17 protein-coding genes are annotated in these 25,536 nt (G+C 61.0%); 11 read left to right on the top strand and 6 right to left on the bottom strand.

Annotated features, from left to right (window positions below; all coding sequences use genetic code 11):
• The 4 genes from LJE93_13975 to LJE93_13960 all read left to right on the top strand — a co-directional run bounded on the left by LJE93_13975 (position 1) and on the right by LJE93_13960 (position 7,222).
• Positions 1 to 807 carry a cyclic nucleotide-binding domain-containing protein gene (locus LJE93_13975; protein MCG6950015.1) on the top strand — a complete coding sequence of 269 codons (807 nt, stop codon included), beginning with the start codon at positions 1 to 3 and terminating at the stop codon, positions 805 to 807.
• Positions 804 to 2,900 carry an ATP-dependent DNA helicase RecG gene (gene recG, locus LJE93_13970; GenBank protein ID MCG6950014.1) on the top strand — a complete coding sequence of 699 codons (2,097 nt, stop codon included), beginning with the start codon at positions 804 to 806 and terminating at the stop codon, positions 2,898 to 2,900. Before LJE93_13975 ends, recG begins: the two co-directional genes overlap by 4 nt.
• Positions 2,901 to 3,030: 130 nt before the next feature.
• The gene (locus tag LJE93_13965) at positions 3,031 to 4,347 is read left to right on the top strand and encodes a pyridoxal phosphate-dependent aminotransferase (GenBank protein ID MCG6950013.1); all 1,317 of its coding nucleotides are present in this window, start codon (positions 3,031 to 3,033) and stop codon (positions 4,345 to 4,347) included.
• A 25-nt stretch (positions 4,348 to 4,372) separates the two neighbouring features.
• On the top strand, positions 4,373 to 7,222 hold the full coding sequence (locus LJE93_13960) for a M20/M25/M40 family metallo-hydrolase (GenBank protein MCG6950012.1): 2,850 nt from the start codon (positions 4,373 to 4,375) through the stop codon (positions 7,220 to 7,222).
• A gap of 166 nt (positions 7,223 to 7,388) precedes the next feature.
• On the opposite strand, the gene LJE93_13955 is transcribed toward LJE93_13960, so the two are convergent.
• Both LJE93_13955 and LJE93_13950 read right to left on the bottom strand, forming a co-directional pair.
• Complete coding sequence (locus LJE93_13955) at positions 7,389 to 8,399, bottom strand: TIGR00266 family protein (protein MCG6950011.1); 1,011 nt, start codon at positions 8,397 to 8,399, stop codon at positions 7,389 to 7,391.
• 124 nt (positions 8,400 to 8,523) lie between these two features.
• Entirely contained in the window at positions 8,524 to 9,192 is a 669-nt protein-coding gene (locus LJE93_13950) for an SOS response-associated peptidase (protein MCG6950010.1), read from the bottom strand.
• Positions 9,193 to 9,258: 66 nt separating this feature from the next.
• Between LJE93_13950 and LJE93_13945 the strand changes: the two genes are divergently transcribed.
• Entirely contained in the window at positions 9,259 to 11,391 is a 2,133-nt protein-coding gene (locus LJE93_13945; GenBank protein ID MCG6950009.1) for a S9 family peptidase, read from the top strand.
• 122 nt (positions 11,392 to 11,513) lie between these two features.
• Entirely contained in the window at positions 11,514 to 12,866 is a 1,353-nt protein-coding gene (locus LJE93_13940; protein ID MCG6950008.1) for a phosphomannomutase/phosphoglucomutase, read from the top strand.
• A gap of 23 nt (positions 12,867 to 12,889) precedes the next feature.
• On the opposite strand, the gene LJE93_13935 is transcribed toward LJE93_13940, so the two are convergent.
• Genes LJE93_13935 through LJE93_13925 form a run of 3 tightly spaced genes read right to left on the bottom strand, consistent with a single transcriptional unit; the run spans position 12,890 to position 16,102 of the window.
• A complete protein-coding gene (locus LJE93_13935) occupies positions 12,890 to 14,047 on the bottom strand; it encodes a sodium ion-translocating decarboxylase subunit beta (GenBank protein MCG6950007.1) in 1,158 nt (385 codons plus the stop codon).
• A gap of 1 nt (position 14,048) precedes the next feature.
• Complete coding sequence (locus LJE93_13930; GenBank protein MCG6950006.1) at positions 14,049 to 15,893, bottom strand: biotin attachment protein; 1,845 nt, start codon at positions 15,891 to 15,893, stop codon at positions 14,049 to 14,051.
• Positions 15,893 to 16,102, bottom strand: a complete 210-nt coding sequence (locus LJE93_13925) for a hypothetical protein (GenBank protein MCG6950005.1) — start codon at positions 16,100 to 16,102, stop codon at positions 15,893 to 15,895. The genes LJE93_13930 and LJE93_13925 overlap by 1 nt, the downstream gene beginning before the upstream one ends.
• Positions 16,103 to 16,410: 308 nt before the next feature.
• On the opposite strand from LJE93_13925, the gene LJE93_13920 reads away from it, so the two are divergent.
• Positions 16,411 to 19,035 (top strand): M14 family metallopeptidase, encoded by a 2,625-nt coding sequence (locus LJE93_13920; GenBank protein MCG6950004.1) that lies wholly within the window; start codon positions 16,411 to 16,413, stop codon positions 19,033 to 19,035.
• Positions 19,036 to 19,114: 79 nt separating this feature from the next.
• The gene (locus LJE93_13915; protein MCG6950003.1) at positions 19,115 to 21,346 is read left to right on the top strand and encodes a carbohydrate binding family 9 domain-containing protein; all 2,232 of its coding nucleotides are present in this window, start codon (positions 19,115 to 19,117) and stop codon (positions 21,344 to 21,346) included.
• Between the two features lie 68 nt (positions 21,347 to 21,414).
• Here the strand turns inward: LJE93_13915 and LJE93_13910 are convergent, their stop codons facing one another.
• Complete coding sequence (locus tag LJE93_13910; protein MCG6950002.1) at positions 21,415 to 22,575, bottom strand: MFS transporter; 1,161 nt, start codon at positions 22,573 to 22,575, stop codon at positions 21,415 to 21,417.
• 64 nt (positions 22,576 to 22,639) lie between these two features.
• Here LJE93_13910 and LJE93_13905 point away from each other — a divergent pair, with 64 nt between their 5' ends.
• From LJE93_13905 to LJE93_13895, 3 genes are all read left to right on the top strand, one after another.
• Positions 22,640 to 23,263: a hypothetical protein gene (locus LJE93_13905; protein ID MCG6950001.1), complete on the top strand. Its 624-nt coding sequence runs from the start codon at positions 22,640 to 22,642 to the stop codon at positions 23,261 to 23,263.
• A gap of 123 nt (positions 23,264 to 23,386) precedes the next feature.
• Positions 23,387 to 24,628, top strand: a complete 1,242-nt coding sequence (locus LJE93_13900) for a DUF1015 family protein (protein ID MCG6950000.1) — start codon at positions 23,387 to 23,389, stop codon at positions 24,626 to 24,628.
• A 17-nt stretch (positions 24,629 to 24,645) separates the two neighbouring features.
• Entirely contained in the window at positions 24,646 to 25,527 is an 882-nt protein-coding gene (locus LJE93_13895) for an NAD(P)-binding domain-containing protein (protein MCG6949999.1), read from the top strand.
• The last annotated feature ends 9 nt before the right edge of the window (positions 25,528 to 25,536 follow it).

The raw sequence follows: 25,536 nt of genomic DNA, 5'->3' as shown, positions 1-25,536 counted from the left end.
ATGGCGAAATTCAAGGTCAAATCGCACAAGCCGACCGACTCGCGTCACGACTCGCTGGAACCGATGCGGACGACATTCGCGAGCGGCACGAAGATTTTTGCCGAGGGTGATCTCGGACTCACCATGTACGTCATCGAAAGCGGCACGGTGGAAGTGCGCAAGAACCTGGGCGGCGAGGAGCGAACCCTCGCAACCTTCGGGAAGGGCGACTTTTTTGGCGAGATGTGCATGCTGGAAGATGAATCGCCCCGCTCCGCGTCGGCCTATGCGGTGGACGATGTGGCCGCGGTCATGATCGACCAGTCGGCATTCACCTTCATCCTGAAACACAACCCCGAAATCGCGATTCGTATGATGCGCAAGCTTGTCGTACGCCTCCAGCAGACCACGGCGCTGCTCGAAAAGGCGGTCGGGCATGAAGTCGACATCGATGAATCCGGCATCAAGGACACTGAGAGCGGCGCGGAGCCCGATCCCAACGCGCGTCTGGTCGAGATCAGCTCCGGCATCACGTTTCCGCTCGCGGACTCGCGCGAGACCACCATCGGCAGGATAGATCCCGTGACCGGCATCCACCCGGACATCGACCTCACGCCGGTCGATGGCAAGCGATCGATATCTCGTCGACACGCGAGAATTCGACGTGACGACGACGGCGGGTACAACGTCATCGAGGATGTTGGCACGATGAACGGTACCTTCGTCAACGGCGAACGGCTGGCGGCCGGCAAGCCGGCGCCGGTAACCAACGGCGACACGGTGGTCTTCGGCACCATCCAGTGCCGGTTCGAGATCGACGCAGATTGACTTCGGCGCGAGACGCGCTGCGCCCCGACGATCCTCTGGTCAAATTGAAGGGTGTCGGCCCGCGCAGCGCCGAGGACCTCGCCAGCGAGGGCTTCCACACGGTTCTCGATCTTCTGCTGCATCTGCCACGGCGCTACGAAGACAGGACGAAGGTGTGGAGCCTGGCTCGTCATCCGGAGGCCGCATCCTGGATCCTGCTCAAAGGTCGGGTCACCAACCTGAAGGTTCGTCGTATCCCGCGGCGCAGGATGGTCATCGTCGATGGCGTGATCGATGACGGCAGTGGCCTGCTCGCAGTGGTTTGGTTCAATCAGCGATGGATTCACCGCCGCCTATCCGACGAACCGGAGCTCTATCTCTACGGACAGGTTCGCGAACGTCGTGGCGGAGTGTTGCAGCTGGTCAACCCGGAAGTCGAGGAGGTCGCCGACGGAGAGGAACGGGTAGTACCCGTCTATCGGCGCCTCGGCAGGTTTGGAGGACGTCGGCTGAGGAATCTGATAGCGCAATGTGTCGAGGCGACCGAAACCTGCCGCGATCCCCTTCCTGCCGCGGTGCGAGCGCGTTTCGGCCTCCCGCCTCTGTGCGACGCGCTGCGCGAGTTGCACCTCCCGAGCCCGCCGTGTGAGTTGGCGGCCCAAGATAGCGGGCTCGAAGACTTCAACAGTGGAAACAGCCCTTTTCACCGTCGGCTGGCTTTCGACGAGCTGCTGGCGTTCGCGTGCGCGATGCACATGCGTCGACTCGCACGTAGGGCGGCGGGCGCTGCCGTGATCGACACCGAAATCGTCAATCCGACGCGAATTGCGAAGCTCGTGCCGTTCGAGCTGACCGGTGCTCAGCTCAACGTCCTCGACGAGATGAAGATGGATCTCGGGAGCGGCAGGCCGATGTCTCGGCTGTTGCAGGGTGACGTTGGCTCCGGCAAGACGGTGGTAGCCGCCCTGGCGATGCTGATGGCGCTCGATTCAGGCCATCAGGTGGCATTCATGGCGCCGACGGAGCTGCTGGCCGAGCAACATGCCCGGACGTTCGAAGACATTTTTTCCGCAGTCGGATTTACCACCCACCGACTCACCGGATCGATGGTGCCGGCCGCCCAGCGGTCCGTACGTGAGGGCCTCGCCGATGGATCTGTGCGGATGGTAGTCGGCACGCACGCTCTTTTCCAGGAGTCAGTGACCTTCCGGCAGCTCGGTCTGGTAGTAGTTGACGAGCAGCACCGGTTCGGCGTCGCCCAAAGGCAGGCGTTGGTCGGGAAAGGCCGTGCCCCACACCTGCTGGTGATGACAGCCACGCCGATTCCCCGGTCGCTCGCGTTGACCGTCTACGGTGATCTCGACCTGTCGATCATCGACGAGATGCCCCCGGGCCGGCGGCCAGTACACACCCACCTCCGATTCGGCGACGCTCGTCCTCGAGTACTCGATTTCTTGAAGCACGAGATCGAAGGTGGAGGGAGGGTCTACGTCGTCTTCCCGATCATCGATGCCAGCGAAGAGATCGAGGCGGCGGCGCTGACCGAACGTGAGGCAGCCTACCGGCAGGCCTTGCAGGGAATCGAGGTTGGTGTGCTGCATGGCCGCCTCGATCGATCCCAGCGGGAGGAGACGATCGCCCGGTTCAGGCGGGGCACGGCACCGGTGCTGTTGTCGACCACCATCGTCGAGGTCGGCGTGGACGTCCCCGAGGCATCGGTGATGGTGATCGAGTCTCCCCAGCGCTTCGGCCTGTCGCAACTGCATCAGCTGCGCGGCAGGGTGGGGCGCGGCACACGACAGGCGTGGTGCATCCTGTTGGCCGACGAGGGAATCGGTGAGGACGCTCTACGACGTCTGGAGGTGGTCTGTGAAAGTACGGACGGGTTCGCGATTGCCGAGGCGGACCTCAAGCTCCGTGGGCCCGGCGAACTCATCGGCACGAAACAGTGGGGACCGGCCGGTTTCAGATTTGCCAACATATTCCGAGAGCGTGACCTGATCCGCCGGACGAAGGTACTGGCTGCCGAGCTCGAAGCCTCAGGCGAACTCGGAGAAGTCATCGAGGGTCTCAGAGAGTATTTCCCGATCGAAGTCGTGCTGGCCGCGGACTGAGAGATCGACCCGAAGAAGGCGAGGCACGCGCAGGCATTCGATGGCACAATAGGCGAGCATTGAATTCGGAGGAGAGAATGGCATCTGAGGTGTGGGTTCGGTCGCAGCAGGTTTTCGGTGGGAGGCAGATTTGAGTACGAAAAAGGGCGATGCGAGCGACTCCAGTGTCCCGGCGCTGGTCGTCGATATTGACCAGTTGGTTGGCCTGGATTCCAGCCCGGAGAGAATGTTGCCGATTCCGGGAAGCCGGATGTTCGAAATCAACGAGGCCCTCAAGGTCTATCTCGCTCGCGAACCCGGCGGTAGCGTTTTCGATGCGAGTCAGGGCGACGGTGGTGCCAGCCTGCCCGGCGTTTCTCGCGAGCTCCTCGAGGCGGCCCAACGACTGCAGATCGAGCACGGAACCGGCTACGACAAACCGTTCGGTACGCCGGCCTACCGACGGGCGGTCGTCGAAGATTACTGGGGTCTGGACGCTTCGACCGGGTGGGGACCGGCTAACGTCATCGCTTGCCAGGGCGGGCGTGACGCCTTGGTCAAGGCTTATGACGCCGTGCAGTTCCTCGGGCACAAGCGGCGTGGCGATTTCGTAGTCGTTTCCAGGGTGCCCTGGATCTCCTACAACTGGGGCCCCTACTCGGTTGGCGCGAATGTGATGCTGGCGCCCGGCGACGAAGAAAACGCATGGACTCTCACGCCAGAGGGCATTCATGCCTGTGCCGAGGCAGCCGCCGACAGCGACCGCCGTATAGCGCTGCTGGTGATCACCAGTCCCGACAACCCGACCGGCCGCAGCATGCGTCTCGAACGTCAAATCGAGCTCGCCCGGGCCGCGTTTTCAATCGGCATCCCATACGTGCTGTTCGACTGGATCTACCACCGCGTGACGGAGGATGAGCCGCACGACCTCAACGCGTTGATGAAAGATCTCGAGCCGGCCGAACGAGACCGCTGTATCTTCCTCGATGGCCTCACCAAATCGCTCGGCGCGAGCAACATCCGGAACGCCCACCTGCTCGCGTCCGAGGAGGTCATACGCTTCATCCAGAGCCGCGCATCACACGCTGTCATCCCCTCGTTCTACAGCCTTGCGGTGGCGATGGCGGCATACCGGATGGGATTCAGGAAAGCCGCCGCGCCGATTATCGAACCGACCAACGCGAGTCGCGTGGTCGTCAGGGATTTTCTTGCCGACCACGAAATCAATCACATCCTCGGGAACGGCTACTACGCCTTTCTCGACATGAGCCCGTGGCTCGAGAAGGCGGGATACGGGGACACGTCCGAGCTCGGCACGACGCTCGCCGAGTCTTACGGGATCGCCGTCGTACCCGGCGTCTATTTCTCCGGTTTCGGCAAGAACTGGATTCGTTTTTCCTACGCGCTCCCGCCCGAGACCACGAGAGGGGCGCTCGAACGGCTGTGGCAGGCTCTGTCATCGTTGTGAGTCCGACGCGCAGAGGGAGACGTTCGTGACCGGCACAGAGTGGACTCGCTTCATTGACAAGGTCCATCTAGCGCTCGAAAACTCGGAACGTGGGGACCCGGAGAGCGGTACCTCGGGCCTCGAGATCGAGTTCAACATTCTCGACAAGAATCTCGTGCCGGTCTGCCAGGTCGGCTACGGCCCAGAGGCGAGGCCTTTCGCCGACTATCTCAACGGCGAGGGGCTTCCAGAGTGGGTTCGCGGGCATTTTCAGCTCGAGGTCTTCCGATGGATGACCGAGCTCACCACGACGCCGTGCTTTTCGGCCCGCGCCACCGCTGCTCAAGCGCGACTGCTGGAGGGCATCCTGCTCGACACACTTTCGGAGATCGGTCAAGGCCACGGTACCTCGTTCCTCGCGCTGCACGGCAATATTCCGAGTTCCGTCGAGGTCACAGCGGATGACATTCCGCGCGGGTGGAACCTGGCACGCCAACGGTACCTCCGCCGCTGCGTCGAGCTCTACGGCGCCAATCTTGCGACGGCCGGCGTCCATACCAACCACAGCTTTCCCGAAGCTCTCCTATCGCTAGATTTTCTCCACCTGCCGCTGTCGCAAAGAAGGGGAAAGACGCTGGTCGACTACCGAAACCAGGCGGTGATCCGGGCAACTCGGCTTCTCAGGCCGGCGTGTCCCGTATTCATCGCGGTCAGCGCGGCTTCACCGTTCGCGTCGGAAGAGGTGAACGGAACGGTCGAGACTGTGCTCACGGATCATGACTCGCGGCGCCTGGCATCGTTTCCGAATCCGGAACCCCTCGACGTACCCGGCCTCTACGCGAGCCACGATGAGTACATCGACATCTCCTATGAGCTGGTTCGATCCGGGATCCGCTTTGGCGCCAACAACTGGACACCCGTCCGTGCTCGGTCCGACGTCGCCCCGGTTCGGCGGAACATCTCTGCGACCAGCGACCAACTGAAAGAACTCTACCGACGAGGAATCTATTCAACTGGTGCGCACGGCAGCATCGAAGAGGCCGAAAGGGCACTGGTGGTGGAGAACCTCTGTGCACGGGTCGATTTGCCGATGGAACGGGTGGAAGTGCGCACCGACGAGGGCGGCGACAATCTCGAACTCTCGGTCGCCAAGATTTTGCTCAAAGAACTCCTGATGCTTCGCGCCTACGCCGATCCGGAGTACGGCTCGGGATATACCTACTGCCCGGAAGACATTCTCCGTGCGCGGCGCAACGAGCAGGAAGCGTCGAGGCGGGGACTCGATGCGGAGATCGAACACCCTGCGCACGGCGGAAAGGTCACCGTTCGCGATCAGCTGGGGGAAATCCTGGCGGAGGTCGAATCGCTGGCTGACGGGCTCGGATACGCCGACGACCTCGAGCCCCTGCGGAAGATGAGGGACGGCGGCACGAATCCTGCTGGGGCAACCAGGGCGTGGGTGCTCGAGCGGCTCGGGGGAGACGTGCGACGCACCCAGGATGGAAGGGTCGTCGTGCCTCCGGAGCTGTTGGTGGAGTGGTTCGACGAGCGACGAAGTCGGGTGGCGCATGAGGTAGCAGAGATCGCGTCGTCGCCCGGACTTTACAGGTCCGAGTGGAACAAGCTGGCACCGCTGGTCCTCGGCCTCCGCGAGATGGCCGAGCGTCGGCCCTCGCTTCCGGTGCGGGTCGGAAGGCCGGCTCGACCGGCGCTCGAGATCGAGGGGGTGAGTGACCGTACCCGAGATGTCCTCCTGCTCGCGACCGACATGGTGCGCATCCCCTCGATCACGAACTGCGAGGACGAACGTATCGATCAGGTCTTTTCCTGTGCCGGGTTCGTCGCCAACTTCCTGTCTCGGCACGGACTGGATGTGCGGTTTTTCGACCGCGGCCGGTACCCAGCGGTCTTGGCCAGGTTCCCCAGCCAGGACTCGGCTGAAGTCACCCTCTGCGGCCATTTCGACGTGGTGCGACCCGAACCCGACGACAGCCAGTTCGAGCCGATGATTCAGGGTGACTACCTGTGGGGCCGGGGCGCAGCCGATATGAAGACCGTTGTTGCAAGCTACATGGTGTGGATGAGCGAGGTCATGGCCGGAGGTCCACCGTACCCTCCGATCAATCTGCTGCTCGTCGGCAACGAGGAGAATGGAGAGGGCGAACCCTTCGGCACCCCGCACGTGCTCAAAACGCTCGAAAACGAGAGCGGATGGAAGCCTGGCTTGATGGTCGTCGGCGAGCGCACGGGCGAGGAGGGCAATGAGCTCTTCGGTAAGGTATGCACCGAGAGCCGCGGAGTTTTGAGAATGGAGATCACCGCCCGTGGTGCCTGCGGACACACGGGGACCGGGGCCGGTCCGAGGGACCTGCTCGACAGCCTGATCGAGATCAAATCCGTTCTTGGCTCGTCATGCAACCGCCACCTCACCCTGTCGAGCATGAATGGCTGGGAGACGTCGGCCCGTTTTCCATACCTGAATGTGGGCGAACGGGGGGTCTACAACATCACCGCCGGGTTGGGAGTTCTCGGCCTCGAGGTCCGACCGATCCCTGACGACGATCTCGAGGCCCTGGTCGCAGAGGTGCGTTCCCTGTGCAACGAGCTCGGCCTCGAAGAGACGGTGGAGGTGATGGAGGCGGGGGTCAAGTGTCCGCCGGACAATCCCTACCTCACGCACCTCATTGCATCGGTCACGTCCATCTCCGGTGGGCCGGCCGTGATCGGCAAGAAAAAACCGGGCTCGTCAGCCCGTTTCGCACCCGGGGGGAACCAGGTGGTGTGGGGGCAGAGCGGCATCGGTCCCCACTCCCGCGAGGAACGCCATTTCATTCCCTCGATCGAACCGTACCTGCGAGTGCTGGATGAGTTTGCGAAGCGGGTGGGGAAAAGGTGAAAAGTCTTTTCGCGATGGAACCGATCCGAAAGTCAAGAGTTTAGAGTTTGGGGATTTTCTCCACCCGTCCGAATTGTCGATAGCGCCCTGACAACTCTCAACTCTGAACCCTCAACTCTGAATTCTCGACCTCTGGTCTTGCGCCGCGGCCGGTGGCGCGTGGCCACTAGTCTCCGTCGAAGATCCCGCCGATGCCACCCATCTTGCCGAGAATCGAGCCCTCACCCTTGGTCTGACCACCGGTCTGGGGTGCAGCCTGCCAGATGCGCCCGGCCAGGCGGGAGAAGGGGAGGGACTGGAGCCACACCTTGCCCGGTCCATGCAGGCGGGCGAAAAAGAAACCCTCGCCCCCGAAGATCGCCGACTTGACGCCGCCGACGAATTCGATGTCGTAGTCGACCGAGGTTTCGAGTGCGACCAGGCAGCCGGTGTCGACTCGTAGCCTCTCGCCGGGTCCGAGCCGGCGCTCGACGATGGTGCCGCCGGCATGCACGAAGACGAGCCCATCACCCTCGAGCTTCTGCATGATGAAACCTTCGCCGCCGAAGAGGGCGGTGCCGACCCGTTTCTGGAAGGCGATACTGACCGACACCCCTTTGGCGGCGCAGAGAAAGGCGTCCTTTTGACAGATGATCGCACCACCGTGAGTACCAAGAACGACCGGAATGATCTTGCCGGGGTAGGGCGAGGCGAAGGCGGCGCGGCTGGTGCCCGCCCCGCGGTTCGAGAACACGGTCATGAAGAGGCTCTCTCCGGTGAGGAGGCGCTTGCCGGCTCCCACCAGCTTGTCCATCACCGACGACTGCTGGGCGGAACCGTCACCGAAGATGGTTTCCATCTCGATGCCCTCACCCATGTACATCATCGCACCGGCCTCCGCGACGACCCCCTCGCCGGGGTCGAGCTCTACCTCGACGAACTGCATTTCGTCGCCGTGGATTTGGTACTCGACCTGATCGGCCTGGCCGCCGACGCGGGGCGGTGACGGCGGTGGAGACGGAATCCGGGTCTTGAGCTCAGCCACGGAGTTTGCGGGTGCCCACTCGGTAACACCCTCGCAATAAACCTGGGTATTCGGTGCGTAGGTACCGGATCGAAAGGCATCCACCAGCTCACCCTCACTCATCGGACCGATCGTCTTCCCAGCCACCGCTACGTACCACGTCGCGTCACTCATGCGTCCTCCCGGATTTTCTCGTTCGTTTCAGTATACGTAGCCAGCGCGGTGTTGATTCCTGCGCGAGCGCGGCAACAGTCCGACCAACGAGTTCCGCCATCGATGGCGTGCCCGTATCGACCGCTCAGGCAAGGGGTGCAATGCACTCCGCGCCGTCGTTGGTCGGTCTGTTGACGTAGGTGCTCACCGGATATTCCTCCATCCCTTCAACCGAACAGGGCGCGAGGAGCTCCTGGAGACGATTCGGATGCAAAGGATCGGGATGCACCCACTCCGCGTATCGATCGGGTGGAAGAATCACGGGCATCCTGTCGTGGAGTTCTTGCATGAGCTCGTTGGGGGTCGTCGTAATGATCGTAAAGGTGTCCAGCGGGTCGCCATCGCCCTTGTGCCACCGTTCCCACAGCCCGGCAAAGGCAAACGTCCGACCGTCCGAGAAGTGGATGAAGTGGGGTTGCTTGGTTTCTCCGGTTCGCACCCACTCATAAAAACCGCTGGCAGGCACCAGACACCTGCGGGTCTTGACCGCGGATCGAAACGAAGGTTTTTCGGCAACCGTTTCGCCGCGGGCGTTGATCATCCTTGCGCCGATCTTTTCATCCTTGGACCAGGAGGGCACCAGGCCCCAGCGTGCGGAAGCCAGCTCTCGGTTCCCTTGGTTGCCGCGACGAACGATCGGGGCGGTCTGGGTCGGGGCGATGTTGAAGCGAGGTTTGATCTCCTGCGGGACTTCCACCTCGAAGACATCGGCCAGCACCGAGGCATCGACGATCAACGCGAAACGGCCACACATGGGGCCATGGTAGTCGATCTCCAGATTTCTTCGATCGAGTATCATGTCGCGGTTTCTGGAGGTGCCATGAAGTTTCGAATCATCATCGGGATTCTGACAACAGCAGTTGTCGCCTCACTTGCCCAGAATGGCAGGTGTGAGGCGCCGGGGAAGCGGGCGTTCGAAATTGCCGATTATTACCGCACGACGTTTGTCGGCTCGCCAGCTGTCAGCCCGGACGGCAAAATGGTCGCCTATTCCGTGAGCCGGTACGAGCTCGAAAAGGGCAAGAGCTGGAGCGAAATCTGGCTGATGGACGCGGATGGCACGAACTTGCGGCAGATGACCGCCGGACGCCACCACGACGGTTCGCCAACTTTCTCTCCGGACGGCACGTCGCTGCTCTTCGTTTCCGAAAGGGGAGAGGGAACGCAGCTCTATCTGCTTCCCGTAGCAGGGGGCGAAGCGAGACAGTTGACCGATACCGAGCTGCAACCGTCCGATCCCGTCTGGTCACCGGACGGCAGGTGGATCGCGGTGCAAGCGGATGTCTACCCCGAGTGTGGCGCCGACGAGGCATGCAACACCCGGATAGCGGATGCGGTGGCCGGTGGGCCGCTCACCGCGCGGATGACAGACGAGCTGCTCTATCGGCACTGGACATCTTGGAGGGAGGGCCGGTTTACCCATACTCTCCTGGTCGACGCCAAGACCGGCGAGCTGGTTCGTGACCTGACACCTGGCCGCTGGGACAGCCCGACCTTCGCGGTCGGCGGTGGCGGCGGGTTCGTGTTCTCGCCCGACAGCACCGAGCTTTGCGTGGTGTCGAATCACGACGAGGATCAGGCTCGTTCAACTAACTCCGATCTCTGGTTGATCCCGGTCGGTGGTGGCCAGGGCGTCAACATCACTGCCGCGAATCCGGGCTGGGATGGCGGCCCAGTCTACTCTCCTAACGGACGTTACATAGCCTACCGCAGCCAGGAGACGGCAGGGTATGAGTCAGACCTTTTCAGGATCGCACTTTACGATCGTCGTGCAAAGACCGTTCGCTACCTGACCGACGGTTCCAATTTCGACAACTGGATTCACGATCTGAGGTGGGCGGCTGACTCTTCCGCGCTCTTCTTCACGGCCGACGTGAAGGGCGAGAACCCGGTGTTCCGTGTCGAACTCTCGAACGGCGAGGCGAAGCAGATCGTTGCCGACGGTGCAATATCCGGCTGGACACTGACACCCGATAATCAGTCACTTTTCTATACGAGAACCCGCGTCGGAGAACCGTCCGAGGTCTTCACCATGTCCACGAGAGGTGGTGAGCCGCGGCGATTGACAGAGTTCAACAAGGCGTTGGCTGAAGAGGTCGACTTCCGTCCGGCGGAGACGTTCTGGGTGGAGGGCGAGGCAGGTGCGAAGATTCAGGTCTTCCTGGTCAAGCCGCACGACTTCGATCCAGCGAAGAAGTACCCGTTGATCCTCAACGTCCATGGAGGGCCTCAATCACCCTGGCGCGACCGCTACCGGGGAGACTGGCAGGTCTATCCGGGCAAGGGTTACGTTGTCGCGTTTCCGAATCCGACCGGATCATCGGGCTTCGGTCAGGACTTCGTGGACGCGATCGCTTGCGATTGGGGTGGTCGTGTCTATCGTGACCTGATGCGCGTGACCGACGCTCTCGAAGAACTGCCGTACGTGGATTCCGAGCGGATGGGCACGATGGGATGGTCCTACGGCGGCTACATGATGATGTGGTTTGCAGGCCACACGGACCGTTTCAAAGCCATCGCCTCGATGATGGGGGTCTACGATCTGCGCTCTATGTGGGGTGCGACCGAGGAGCTGTGGTTCGTCGAAAAGGACCTGTGCGGCACGCCGTGGAATTCGGAGTACTACGAACGGTGGTCTCCGTCGGCCTATGCCGAAAATTTCACGACGCCGACCCTCGTCATCACCGGCGAACAGGATTATCGGGTGCCATTTACGCAAAGCCTCCACTTCTTCACCGATCTCCAGGTGCAGGATGTGCCGTCCCGGTTGGTGGTTTTTCCCCATGCCGGGCACTGGCCGAGCTGGTACGAAATGGCGTTCTACTATCTGGTCCATCTCGACTGGTTCCACGAGTGGCTCGGTGGTGGTGAAGCACCTTGGGACCCGGAAGCCTTCCTCCGCAATCAAGTGTTCAACGACAACGGAGACGAGAGCGAGAAAAGAGAACAGTGATCGGTCATTCGCAGACAGCGATCGGTAGCGGGATTCGAAACTGATGTCTGATTATTGTTTACTGGGTGCAGTGATAACCTTCACTGCGCACAGTATTTTCACCTTACGAGAAAGGGACAGCCATGGCTGGGATCTTCAAGGCCTACGACATTCGCGGAACCTACCCCGATGAGCTCGACGAAACAACCGCCTTCCTGGTCGGATACCACTACCGTGATCTGCTCGACGAGGAAGACCTCGCTCTCGGGCCGGTCGTGGTGGTCTCGCGCGACATGCGGTCGCACTCGGTTCCGATGTCGAGGGCCCTCAAGGACGGGTTGCGTGCGCGCGGGGTTTCTGTGATCGACATCGGCGTGGCTGACACGCCCCAGAACTACTTCGGCATCGGTTTCCTCGGTGCCTCGGGTGGCATCCAGGTGACGGCGAGCCACAATCCAGCCGTCTATAACGGATTCAAGATGTCGCGCCGCGAGGCGATTCCGGTCTCTTATGACACCGGAATTGAGCGGCTCGAGGAACTGGTAACGAACTCGGATGTTCCCACCCATCTGGCTCCGAAGGCGGACGAAGAGGAGCGATCGGTCTTCAAGGAATACACCGAGCATGTCCTCGCTGAGATGACGGTGAACGAGCCACGGCTGAAAATCGCCGCTGATGCCGCAAATGGCATGGGAACGATCTACCTGCCGATTCTGGAGCAGCTCAATGCCGATCTGGTGACGCTGTACTTCGAACTCGACGGGACCTTTCCCAATCACGAGGCGAACCCGCTCAAGGAGGAGAATCTCGTCGACGTGGCGCAGGCGGTGTCCGAGCACAGCTGCGACCTGGGGGTCGCCTTCGACGGAGACGCCGATCGCGCGATTCTCATCGACGAGAAGGGCCACTCTATCTCCGCGGACAAGATTACGGGCCTGCTCGCGCCAGGTTTCCTCAAAGACGAACCGGGTGCGGCCATTGTCTACGACCTTCGTTCATCCTGGGCCACGAAAGAGGCCATCGAGGAGGCCGGTGGGCGGCCGGTGAGGGAGCGCGTCGGGCACTCTTTCATGAAGGCAACGATGCGCGAACACGGTTCGCCGTTCGGCGGTGAGCTTGCCGGCCATTTCTATTACCGACGCAATTTCACCGCTGACTCGTCGATCATGACCGTGATCGAGGTCCTCAATCACATGCGGGAGACCGGAAAGACGCTCTCGGAACTGGTGGCGCCTCTCAGCCGCTACTGTTCGACGGGCGAGATCAACTTCCACGTCGATGACAAAGAGGGAATGATTCGCCACCTGGCCGAAGAGTTCTCGGACGGATCGATCGACTACCTCGATGGCATAACAGTCCAGTATGACGACTGGTGGTTCAACGTCCGGCCGTCGAACACCGAACCCCTCCTACGGTTGGTCCTGGAGGCGCGCAGGCGCGAGCTGATGGAGGAAAAGAAGGCGCTTCTCCTGAGCTATCTGGGGACTCCCGAGTAGCGCAATCCTCTCGAGAGCGTCTGTCACCCCAGGAGGGCGAGGAACACGCCGGCCGCAACGGCCGAACCGATGACGCCGGCGACGTTCGGCCCCATCGCCGCCATCAGCGGATTGACCTTCGAGTCTGTCTCGTTCGCCACGAAGTCCTGCACGACACGGGCCGCCATGGGAACCGCGGATACTCCCGCCGCACCGATGCACGGGTTGATTTTGCGATCGCGTGGCAGGAGAAGGTTCAGCAACTTGGCAAAAACGACACCACCAAAAGTACTGAACGAAAACGCCACCGCTCCCAGTACAAGAATGAAGATTGTCTGCGGCCGGATGAAGGCGGTGCCCTCCATCGTGGCGCCAACCACGACGCCAAGGAAAATCGTAACAATATTCACGAGGGCGCCGCCTGCTGTCTTTGCGAGGCGATCCGTGACTCCGGACTCGCGCAAAAGATTTCCGAACATCAGCATACCGATGAGAGGGGCGCACGGCGGGACTGCGAGCGCGGCTGCGACCGCTGTAATGACCGGGAAGAGAATGACCGCGGTCTTGGAGACCGACTTGGCCTGTGGCATGTCGATCGCCCGCTCATGCTTCGTCGTGAGCAATCTCATGATCGGCGGTTGGATGATCGGCACGAGCGACATGTAACTGTAGGCGGCGACGGCGATGGCGCCGAGAAGGTGCGGAGCCATGAGGGACGCGAGAAAGATCGAGGTCGGGCCGTCTGCCCCTCCGATGATGCCTATAGCTGCTGCTTCCCGGGGATCGAAGCCGAACACGAAGAACGCCCCGAGGGCCGCGATCGCGATGCCGAACTGGGCGGCGGCGCCGAGGAGAAAGGTGATCGGCCTCCCCAGGAGTGGACGAAAATCGGTGAGTGCGCCGACCCCGAGGAAGATTATTGGAGGCAAGAGCTCGGTCTTGATGCCCGCGTCATAAATCAGCTGCAGGAGTGGATGCCTGCCACCTTCGGCGGCTGCGATCCAGTCCGCGGACGCACCCATCATCGCATTGGGGAGGTTGGCGAGAATCGCCCCGAAACCGATGGGTATCAACAGAAGAGGCTCGTACCCCTTGCGGACGGCGAGATAGATCAGGATGCCACCGATGGCAAACATCACCAGGTTCTGCCAGCTCAGACCAACGAATCCGGACTGAGTGAGCAGAGCGGCTAGAGCCTGCATCCTAACCCCCTATGGTCATGATGGAGCTGCCAGCCTCGATGTCGGAACCGAGGTCGGCGTCGATCGTGAGGACCTTCCCGGCGCACGGCGCCTTGACATCGTGTTTGGCTTTCATCGCCTCCACGGCAGCGACCACCTGCCCCTGAGTCACCGCATCACCGACCTTGACATTGATTTCGACGAGCTCGGTCTTGCCCTGGAAGGGGGAGTGCACCGGTGTGCCGTTGCTCGGCTGCGGCGCAGCGGCGGTTTGGATTGCTTCAGCCGCTCCAAATGCGGGCGGCTCGATGGTAACCGTGAAGCTGCGGCGGTTTCCGTTCTCGACGACTGTGCAGGTCGTCGTCACGGGACTGGTGAACGGCTGCCCGGCTGTCGTCGGAGTGGCTGTTGACGCGGGCGCCGCGGCCTCGTCCTTCTTTTTCAATGGCAGCACGATCTTGCCCTTGCCGGTGAGCAGCTTGATTCCTTCGTTGAGGTCCATGTTCTTGCCGGGAATGATCGCCGAAGCCACCAGGAATACGTTCTCCTCGGTAACCGGAAGGCCCCGTTCTTCGAGAGCGGCCTTTGCCGGTTCGAGGCTGTCAGGAGCGGCTTCGAGCGGATCGCCAGTGAATGGAGGTTTTTCGAGCTGCTCCGACGCGATCTTGACGACCTCGGGATCGGGGGGCAGCGGAGGACGACCGAAGTAGCCCAGCACGGATTTCCCGTAGCCGTCGTTTATCTTTTTCCACCGCCCCAGAAGGACGTTGTTGAACGCCTGGAGCCAATACTGCTGGCTGCCAGGGGTAACGCTGGTCCACGCGCCACCTGCCTTCACCACGACCGGGAACTCGGCGAGTACGTCGGAGTAACGATCGAGGATGCCGGCCTCCTTCATCATGTGGACGTTCGGTCCGATCGCGCCACCGGGCATCGGAAAGCCGACCACGCGCGCATCGGCGGTTGTGGTCACAGGGTTGAATTCGTACTCGGCCATGCTCTCGTTGAGCATGTTTTCGATCTCGTCCATCTTGGTGTGGTCGATGTCGAGCGAGTAGCCGGTTCCCTTGAGGGCGTGCCACATCGAGCGGACATCGGGCTGTACGGTCCCGGATGCCATCGGCCGAACGGAAAGATCGATTCCGTCGACACCGCCCTCGATGCCCGCCATATAGCAGGACACGGCCATGGATGCGGTGTCGTGGGTGTGCTGCCACAGTAAGACTTCGGGCGGCAAGATCTTCCTCAGGCCCCTGGCGGTCTCGTAACAGGTCCTCGGGTCGGTGGTGCCCGAGGCGTCTTTCATACACACCGAATCGAAATGCACGCCCATGTCCAGCAGGCGCTGGATGATGCTGACGTAAAAGTCCGCGGTGTGAACGGTGTCGTCCTTGAACGGTAGACCCATCAGCGCTACACAGACTTGGTGGTGCATACCGGCATCGACGATCGGTTTGCCTGTCTTCGCCAGGTTGTCAACATCGTTCATGAAATCGAAGTTGCGATCCCAGGTCGTGCCGTGCCGAACCATGAGCTTGGCCTGAAGTTCGAGGGCATCCAACCGCTGAGTGGTCAGCGTGACTCCGGAAACCGATCGGGTCAGGATCTGCAGATCGACATCCGGTCCAACGGCTTCGCGCATTTTGTCCATGCACTCAAACGGATCCTCGCCGACGTAGAAGAACGGCGCCTGGTAGCGTGCGCCACCGCCGAATTCGAAGTGGCGGATGCCGGCTTCCTTGGCTGCGAACTCCATCGCCGGCAAGATGTCGGCAAGCCGGACCTTGCCTCCGAACGAGCTCTGCAGCCCGTCGCGGAACGGGGTAAACATGACGCGGATCTTTTTCGGGTCTTCGGTGAAGATCATCAATCCTCCTCGATTCGGGTGACGTGCGCTCCCGGAAAAATTGTGGCCACTGCGCTCGAGATGGCCGCAGCGACGGCGGGGTCAACCGGCAGCTGTCGATCCGGGAACAACCTGGTGATCAGTTCAATCAGAACGGCCAGGAAGCCGAGAAGAACGAACACGGCAACCATGGCGATCGTGCAGGCAGACAAAAGACTTGCTATATCCAAGAATGGACTTCCTTATCGACTTTCGGAGCCAAAAAACGACCGAAATGCATCACCTCTGGGCGACACCTCCCCGCAGCTGAAAATTAGGATACGCGGAAATTTCGTCACGTCCAGCCCTAATTGTGAATCCCTTCACTTCGTCATGGCCTCGGGTAGTGGCTGCACCGGTCGACGTTCCCGATGGGCTCGAGGCCGCACAGACATTGATCATTCCGTTTCGAGAACTCGCCGCGAAACGCCCGACGGCCTGGGCCAGGCCGCTGTTTGACACGGTGCATACAATAGATGTCGCAGGGAGGAGGGGGATCATGAAAATCATGCGCGGTTTCGCTTTTCTGGCCATACTCTGTGCGAGCCTTTCGACGCTCGCCTTCACCCAAGACACTGACATTCCGAGCCCCGAGAGCGTTTTCGGGTTCGTGCCGGGAAGTGATCGTCAGCTCATAGACTACGGTGAACTGTCGGACTACATGCTCGAAATCGCAGCGGCCTCGGACCGGGTGGAGATGCGTGAGGTTGGCACGACGCCGCTTGGTCGGCGGATGTACGTTGCCTTCATATCGTCTCCCGAAAACCTGGCCCGTCTCGATGAACTGCAGGAGGTCAACCGCCGCCTCGCACTCGATCCGGATATCCCGGAGGAGACCCGTGCCAACCTCATCCGTGAAGGCCGTGTGTTCGTCATGGAGACACTTTCGATGCACTCAGGAGAGGTCGGCCCCAGCCAAAGTCTCCCGGCTTATGCTCATCGTTTGGCGACGACGGATGACGCTGAAACCCTGGCCCAGCTCGACGACGTGGTCCTGATGATGGTGCTTTGCCACAACCCGGACGGCATGGACATGGTGGTGGAAAACTACCGCGAGTACGTCGGGACGCCGTACGAGGGCTCGAGCTTGCCGCGGGTCTACCACAAGTATGTCGGTCACGACAACAACCGCGATTTTGTCACTTTGACCCAGGAGGACACCAGGGTCATCTCCGATCTCTACAGCACCAGATGGTACCCACAGGTGCTGGTGGAGAAACACCAGATGGGCTCCACCGGTCCGCGGTACTTTGTGCCACCTAATCACGACCCGATTGCCGAGAACGTCGACGAGGGTATGTGGACGTGGTCGGCCGTGTTCGGGTCGAATCTCTCGCGCGACTTGGCTGCCGACGGCCTGCAAGGGGTGGCCAGTCACTGGCTGTTCGACGACTATTGGCCCGGGTCGACAGAGACCTCGATCTACAAGGGAGTGATCAGCTTTCTCACCGAAGCGGCGAGCTGCCGCACGGCGACGCCGATTTTCGTCGAGCCGACCGAGCTTACGGCCCGCGGCAAGGGACTGTCCGAGTACAAGAAGGGTGTCAACATGCCGATTCCGTGGCCAGGCGGGCGGTGGGGCCTCGATGACATCATCGCGCTCGAGCATTCGTCGATGGACTCGATTCTCGGTACCGCATCGCGTCACCGCAAGGAGATTCTGGAGTTTCGCAACGACCACTGCCGGAGGGAGTTCGAGAAGGGCCGCTCCGAGGCTCCTTATTACTTCGTGATCCCTCGATCGCAGCGCGATCCGGGCGAGCGGGTCGCCCTCGTGCAGTTGCTCGAGCGGCACGGTGTCGATGTCGAACGCCTGACGGGCGAGGTGATTGTCGATGATCACCATTTCGTGGCCGGCGACGTAGTGGTAAGGTTGAGCCAGCCATATCGCACTTTTGTCAAAGAGGTCATGGAGAGCCAGCGCTACCCCGAGCGGCACTATACGCCCGGTGGCGAGCTCATCAGGCCCTATGACATCACCAGCTGGTCGCTCCCGTTACACATGGGCGTGCGCTCGATCGAGGTTGATACGCGTTCCGAAGAGCTCGAAGCACTGCTCGCAGCGGTGACGAGTGACGAACTCTCTGCCTCCACGGTGCTCCCGGAGAACGTCTGGGCGGTCGCTTACCCGTCAACCTGCAACCAGTCCTACAAGGCGGTCTTCGCGGCTCTCTCTGCCGGCTTCACTGTGGAGCGGTTTGCCCATCCCTTCGGTGCCCTGCCGTCCGGGAGCTTCGCTGTTCTGGCTGGTTCAGGGTCGCGGGACGCCCTCCGGCTGATCGTCGAACAGTCGACGATCGAACCGACGGTCTTCGAGTCGGAGATCACGGACGCCCGGTTACCCGTGCGGATGCCGAGTATCGGACTCGTCGAGACCCATTTTCACGACATGGATGCCGGCTGGACGCGGTACCTCTTCGACACCTACGGCATACCGTACAAGGTGCTCCATCCGGAGGACTTCGAGGGCACGAATCTGAAAGGTGAGTTTGACGTCATCGTCTTTCCCGACGCGAGCGAGGACATCCTGACCAAGGGCAAGTACAAGAGGGGTGACCGATACGTCACAAACGACTATCCCCCGAAGTTCCGCCAGCCGATCACGAAGGAGGGCAGAGCCAAGCTGACCGACTTCATCACGGACGGCGGCGTCGTGGTGTCGTGGGGCCGCTCGACCAGTCTCTTCACAAACGGCCTGCCGATGCCGAACGGGGGCGACGAGGCCGAGACACTCGAGCTGCCCGTGCGTGACGTGAGCGAGCGCCTGGAGGGCGTTTCGGTTCCTGGAGCCTTCCTGGCAGCCGATTTCATTCAGGACCATCCCTTGACCTGGGGGATGCCGGCTGAGGGCGGGGTTTTCTCCCGCGGCACACCTGTCTTCGCGACCTCGATCCCGATCCTCGACACCGACCGACGGGTGATCGCGACCTACCCGGAACGCGACCTTCTGTTGAGCGGTTACATTGCGGGTGAGAAGCAGCTCCAGCACCGTCCGAACATGGTCTGGCTGCGCGCAGGCAAGGGCCAGCTCGTCCTCATCGGCTTCCGGCCGCAGTTCCGGGGATCAACGCCGGCCACTTTCAAATTGGTGTTCAACTCGCTGCTGTTGCCGAGCCTGAAATAGGCGGCGGACGCATTAAGAAATGCGCCAGGGGAGCGGAATCCAGGTAAGGGTTGTGTCTCATGCCATGCCCATTCTGGTGATGGCTTGGTTGAGCTTTGCCTTGGCTGCCGCTTCCCAGGCGTTCGCACGAGACGAGGGCGCCTCGAAAGAGCCGTTCCGGGTTCCCCGAGCCACGTCGGCGGTCGTGGTTGACGGGATCATCGAAGAACGGGCCTGGGATGACGCACTCACTCTCGAGCTGGATTTCGAGGTTCGACCGGGAGAGAACATCAAGCCGCCGGTTCGAACGGTGGTCCACATCACCTACGACGATATTCATCTGCTGGTTGCCTTTCGTGCCTTCGATCAGGAGCCCGAGAAGATCAGAGCGCGCTACCGCGACCACGACGACATGCGGGGCGATGACATTGTCGGGATCACGATCGACACCTTCAACGATCAACGCCGCGCCTACGAGTTCATGGTCAATCCACTGGGGGTCCAGGCCGACGGGGTGTCGAGCATGGGCCAGAGTGGTTCCGGCGGAAGCTACGATCGCGCGTGGGACGCCATCTGGTCTTCGGCGGGGCGCATCACAGATCGTGGTTACGAGGTGGAGATCGCCATCCCTTTCACTCAGATCCGTTTCCAGGCCATCGAAGGGCCGCAGATATGGGGCCTCGACTGTACGCGTTCCTTTCCCCGCGACCACGACTATCACATCGGTCTCTTTCCACGCGATCGGGGGGCCAACAGCTACCTGGCTCAAGAAGAAAAAATTGTCGGGTTCGAGGGCATTTCGCGGGGCCGGAACATCGAGGTGGTCCCGACCGTGACCGGTTTTGCGCTTGAGGAGCGCGCGGACTTCCCTCCGGACCTTACCCTCGAGAAGGACAATGACCTCGATCTCGGGGTGACCGCAACCTGGGGGGTCACTCCGAACTTCACCCTCACGAGCGCTTTCAACCCGGACTTTTCACAGATCGAGGCGGATGCGATTCAACTCGCCCTTAACGAGACGTTCGAGCTCTTCTTCACGGAGAAGCGGCCATTCTTTCTGGAGAGTGCGGACTACTTTCGGACTGGTGGAAACCTTGTCTACACCCGCATGATCGCCGACCCGCTGATGGCATTCAAGTTCACCGGGAAGGTGGGACGGAACACCGCGGGGATCATCGCCGCGTATGACGAAGTCACGAATCTCATCGTGCCGGGCGTCAACGGGTCCGATTCCGAGACATTCGACTCGGCCAACGTGTCCCTCGTCGGCCGGTATCGCTATGATCTCGGAGCCGATTCCTCAATCGGAGCACTGTTGTCCCAGCGACGGGGTGAGGAAGGATTTTCCAGCCGGCTCAGCAGCATTGACGCGCTCTTGCGACCCTCCAACCAGGACTCGTTCTTGGTCAACGCGGCCTGGTCGAACACCACCTATTCCCCTGAAATGATGGAAACCTTTGATTTGGATGCAAAGGAAATTTCAGGACACGCCCTGACCATCGAATACGCCCACACCGCAAGAGACTGGTTTGCAGTGGCGGAGTACACGGACCGCGATGAGGACTTCCGCGCCGACCTCGGATTCGTCACCCGGGTCGGATATCGCAAAGGTGAGTTGGTTGGAGGATACACCTGGTGGGGGGACGCACGAAACTGGTACAACCGCATCGAGGTCGGCGGAAACCTCGAATGGGCATCGGATGAGAACGGTGGCCTGCTCGATAAGGAGACCCAGACTTGGTTCCAGGTGCAGGGCCCATTCCAGTCGTTCTTCCACCTCGAGTTCGTTGACCGCACGGAGGTCTACGAGGGATCTCGATTCGAAAACCAGTTCACCACACGATTTCAGGGCCGGGTCAGCCCTAACGCCTCGTTCTCGATTCGGGTAAATGGCGTTTTCGGCGACGGAGTCGATTACACGAACGTGCAGCCCGGAGATCGCGTTCGGTTGGGCGTCAACCTCGATTTGAATTTCGGACGCCACCTCAAGTGGGAGTTTTCCCATCTCTATTCGACGCTCGATGTTTCGGGTGGACGGCTGTTCGAAGCCAATGTACCGCAGACGACTGCTGTCTGGCAGTTCAACACTCGGGCTTTCGTGCGCGCGATCATCCAATACGAGGACATCTGGAGAAACCGGGACCTCTACGAGGAAGAAGTCGATGCGAAGGAGCGCAGCCTATTCGCTCAGCTCCTCTTCTCATACAAGGTCAACCCGAGAACCGTGTTCTTCGCCGGGTACAGCCACGGCCGGGAAGAGAATCAGGACTTCGACATGATCACGACCGGCCGCTCGGTTTTCCTCAAGATCGGTTACGCCTGGCTCTGGTGAATCCTCAGCCCTCGTCAATCACGAGGTCCCTGCTGTAGCTGGTGAGGTGATTTTGGGATCCGTCAGAGCTACGGTCTCTCTGGCGTCCGGATCCTCAGGCAGACGAAGAAACCGACAAATGCCATAGCGCCGGCGAGGATGAAAACCCATTGGTACCCGTAGGCTTCCCAAATGTATCCAGAGAGGACCGGGAGCGTCATCGCGACTGCGTGGTCGATGGTAATGCCCATTGAAATGGTCGGCGTGATGTCGGCAGGATCCTCGGCAATCTTCTTGAGGTAGGTGGTCCGCGCCACCCGCAATGCGAAGAGCACGATATCGAGAATATAGGCCGAATAGAGAGCGAAGAGCACCGCACCACCGGTCAAGATGTCGCCGGCGAAGGCATAGGTCATGCAGATGGCGATCAGCAGGATCTCGTCGGCCGCCAGGACCGTACGCTCACCGAGCCAATCGATGACCTCGCCGAGGAGTGGGCGCAGGATGACGCCGAGTGTCGCGGCGATGAAGTAAAGGAGCGCGATGGTACTCACCGATACTCCGTGGATTTCGACCAGAACCCAGGCGCCAAAGGCGAGGAAAATCTGTTTGCGAATGCCGAAAAGAGCCGAGATGACGTAGAAAAGGCTGTACTTTCGCTTGAATACCAGGCGTCGCGACGGAATGTCTCCCCGGCCGACCCGAAGCTGAGCGTAAAGGAGGCCTGCAATCAGGGCCGCGCCGGCCGCTACGGCGTAGAAAATCGAGTATCGATCGCCGACGGTTTTGGCGAGCACGAAGATGACGCCGACACCGAGAATCGTACCGAGGTTACGGGCGCCTCCGAACTGTCCAAGCCGGCGGCCCTCCCTGCCGCCGGCGGCCAGCTTGAGGCCGATCGGTCCCTCGACGGCAAAGATGATGTGGTCCCCGAGCGACCAGATCACGATGAACACGATCAGCATGGCGTGGGTCGGAGCGAAAAAGCCGAGGCCGATTGCGCCGAGGGCCGTCAAAACCATCGCGGATGCGGCCATTTGCGTCTCGCGGAAGACGGTCAGCATTCCCCCTGCGACGAACAGGATGAGGAATCCGGGGAGCTCCCGCGGGAATTCGAGCCAGCCACGTGCCTCTGCTCCGAGCTGATGAACTTCCGCGAGGTAGTTGTTGAGAGTCGCGGTGAAGATGCCCGAGGCCGCGCCGAAGAAGAGCGTGGCGAAGAGGGCGCGTTTGAGGTCCTTTGATTCCATCTTCCTCCAAGTCCCGGCCGGCGCACATTCTACGCGTATACTGTGCGGCGTCGAGGAGGGAATCATGTCCACGTTAAAACACAAGGCGCAGACCGTCCTGGTCGCCTCCGCGACCATCGTGACCCTCCTCGCGGTCGGCGTGCCGTTGGCCCAGGAGTCCGCACAACCACCCGAGGATCCATCGAAGATCCTGTTCATCGCAGAGGATGAGAACGGCAAGGTCTGGGCGAACCTCAGTTTGACGGTTCAACGCACCGGAGAACCCTATCTACCGGTGGTCGTGGCGGTCGAGAACCATTACTCGAAACCGGTGACGCTCACCCGCGAGAGCTTTTGGTTGAGCGATCTCGACGACATCATCTACGTCATGCCGTCGATCAAGGAGATGCGCAAGAACTACGATCGGGCGGTGATGGATTCCCGTACGGTGTCCTTTGCAGGTATCCCCTGGGAGAGCTGGCGCTGGAACCGCCGCCTCGAGCCCTCCAATTTCTTCCCGAACATGCGGTCGACACGGGGCAACACCGTCATGGACACCGTGACGCTTCGTCAACGACATGCGATGGCGGACCTCTTGTACTTCGAGAGGCCCCGAAATCTGGGGGAGGGAAGGCCGTTTTTCCTCAATGTTCTGCCGAAGAAGGGCTGGGGCGCTCCGATCCGCATCAGGTTCGTGATAGCCCCCTGAGAAATCTCCCGAGCGAAACGGAAATAGTGGCCTGCGCAGCGAGCATGTGATAGATTTCACGTGCTCGGCGGTCGCCGCCGGAGCCCTACCCGGTGAAACGACCGGGTGTGTTCGGAGAAGTCCATGGCAAAGCTCAAACCGTTCAAGGCGTGGCGCCCACGCCCCGATGTTTGTGCCGAGGTCGCGAGCCCCCCATACGACGTGCTTTCGAGCGAAGAGGCACGGCACATGGCGGCGGAAAACCCGGTGTCTTTCCTGCACGTAGTCAAGCCAGAGATCGACCTCGAGAAGGGCACCGATATCTACGCGCCTGTGGTCTATGCGAAGGGCGCCGAGAACCTCAAACGGCTGATGAGTGACGGTGTGCTCATCCAGGAGGAAGCTCCTGCGTTCTACCTGTACCGCCAGCGCATGGGGGACCACGTTCAGACGGGCCTGGTGGCCGGCGCGAGCGTCGACGAGTACGAGGCGGATCTCATCAAAAAGCACGAACACACGCGCCCGGTAAAGGAAGACGATCGGACTCGCCACATTGATGCTCTCGACGCCAACACCGGCCCCGTGTTTCTGACCTACAAAGCACGTCCGGAGATCGACCGACTGGTGGACCGGCTCACTGCTGACGAGCCGATCTACGATTTCGTGGCTCCCGACGGCATCCAACACGTTCTCTGGGTGATTAGCGACCCGGCCGATCGGGATGCCCTGGCCAACGCGTTTACTCGAGTGCCGGAGCTCTACGTCGCGGATGGCCATCACCGTTCGGCCGCCGGGACCAGGATCCGCTCCCTGCGGCGCGACGCCAATCCGAACCACTCTGGAGAGGAGCCCTACAACTACTTCCTGTCGGTCATATTCCCGGACGATCAGATGATGATCCTCGATTACAACCGGGTGGTGCGCGACCTCAACGGTCTCGATGCGGAAGCCTTGATGGCGGCGGTTGGCGAAAATTTCGATACGCAGCCGGTCGAAAATGGCAAGCCTGAACGAAAACGGTGTTTCGGGATGTACCTCGACGGTAAATGGTACCGGCTGATCGCCAAGGAGGGGAGTTTCCCGGCAAACGACCCGGTGCGCAGCCTCGACGTGGCGATACTGCAAGAGAATCTGCTCGCGCCGGTGCTTGATATCGGAGATCCGCGGTCGGACGAGCGCATCGACTTTGTCGGCGGGATTCGCGGTCTGGTCGAGCTCGAAAGGAAGGTCGATTCGGGTGAGTGGGCGGTGGCATTTGCACTCCACCCGACCTCGATCGATCAGCTCTTCGCAGTGGCCGATGCGGGCCTGGTGATGCCGCCGAAATCGACCTGGTTCGAGCCGAAGCTGCGTTCCGGCCTCATCGTGAGGCCGTTGAGTGAATAGGGGCGGGGGAGGAGACGATGAAAATCCTGATTTCTGACGCATTCGACCCGTCTCTACCGGCAAACCTGGAGGTCTTTGGCGAGGTGACCGCTGACACAAGTCAGCTGGGGGATGTGGACGTCGTACTGGTGAGATCGAAGACCAAATGCACCCGCGAATATATCGACCAGGCTAGAAAACTGCGCCTGATCATTCGCGGCGGTGTGGGTCTCGACAACATAGATGTGGAGTATGCACGTTCGAAAGGAATTCAGGTATTCAATACCGCGGAAGCGTCCGCCGTCTCAGTGGCCGAGCTCGCTTTCGCACTCATGCTCGCCGTACCGACCCGGCTGGTCGAAGGACACATCGGGATGACGAACCGGCAATGGCTCAAAAAGGAACTCAAACGCACCGAGCTCATGGGCAAGACCCTTGGCCTGATCGGTGCCGGCAACATCGGCACGGAGCTCGCGCGTCGCGCCATCGCCTTCGGAATGCGTGTCATCGCGTACGATCCGCTGCTCAAGAGCCATGAGTTCGTCGATCTGGTCAGCCTCGAGGAGCTCTTCGAAGAGGCCGACTACATTTCGCTTCATGTGCCGCTCACGGAAACTACCGAGGGCATGATCAACGCAGAGACGATCGCGCAGCTCAGGGATGGCGTGGTGATCATCAACACAGCTCGCGGTAAATGCGTGATTGAAAACGACATCGTCGCAGCACTCGAATCAGGGAAGGTTCGTGCATACGCGACCGACGTTTATGACTCGGATCCACCCGCTGATTCCTGTCCTTTGTACGACGCGAAAAACGTGATCATGACGCCTCACCTTGGGGCGTCAAGCGGTGAAAACATGTTGCGAATCGGCGACGTGGTCGTCAGAATTCTCGAAGATTTCGCACATCAGACCGCCTGAGGTCGGGAG

The sequence above is a fragment of the Acidobacteriota bacterium genome, from assembly GCA_022340665.1.
Lineage (GTDB): Bacteria > Acidobacteriota > Thermoanaerobaculia > Thermoanaerobaculales > Sulfomarinibacteraceae > Sulfomarinibacter.
Note: the sequence above shows the minus strand (reverse complement) of the source record. Positions and strands in the feature narration are given on the sequence as shown.